Source organism: Pedococcus sp. 2YAF34 (assembly GCF_052114585.1).
Taxonomy (GTDB): Bacteria; Actinomycetota; Actinomycetes; order Actinomycetales; family Dermatophilaceae; genus Pedococcus.
Map to the genome: position 1 here is coordinate 1 of NZ_JBFRFA010000137.1, position 393 is coordinate 393.

The 393-nt window shown below is 67.9% G+C and carries 1 protein-coding gene; it reads right to left on the reverse strand.

What is annotated here, in order from left to right:
• Positions 1-393, reverse strand: a 393-nt coding sequence (locus AB4Z02_RS19255) for an ABC transporter permease (protein ID WP_441972985.1), incomplete at both ends; no start/stop codon positions are given.

The window sequence follows — 393 nt, forward strand, 5'->3', positions numbered from 1 at the left end:
ATCCCGAAGTTGATCAGGGCCAGGGACACGCCGAGGAGCGCGATGCACAGCCCGGCGGGCACGTACCACCACCAGTAGTCGGGGAAGGCGTTGTTCTGCTGCGCCCAGAACAGGATGGTGCCCCAGTTCAGGTTGGACACCGGGATGACCCCGATGAACGCGAGCGTCGTGAGGCCCAGCACGGCCGCCGTCATCGTGCCGACGAAGCTGGAGGCGATGATCGCGAGCAGGTTCGGCAGCATCTCCACCAGGATGACGCGGTGCAGCGGTTCGCCGTTGGCACGAGCGGCCTGGATGAAGTCGCGGTTGCGCAGCGACATGGTCTGCGCGCGCAGCACGCGCGCACCCCACGCCCAGCCGGTCAGGCCGAGCACTGCCGCGATCAGCCAGAGC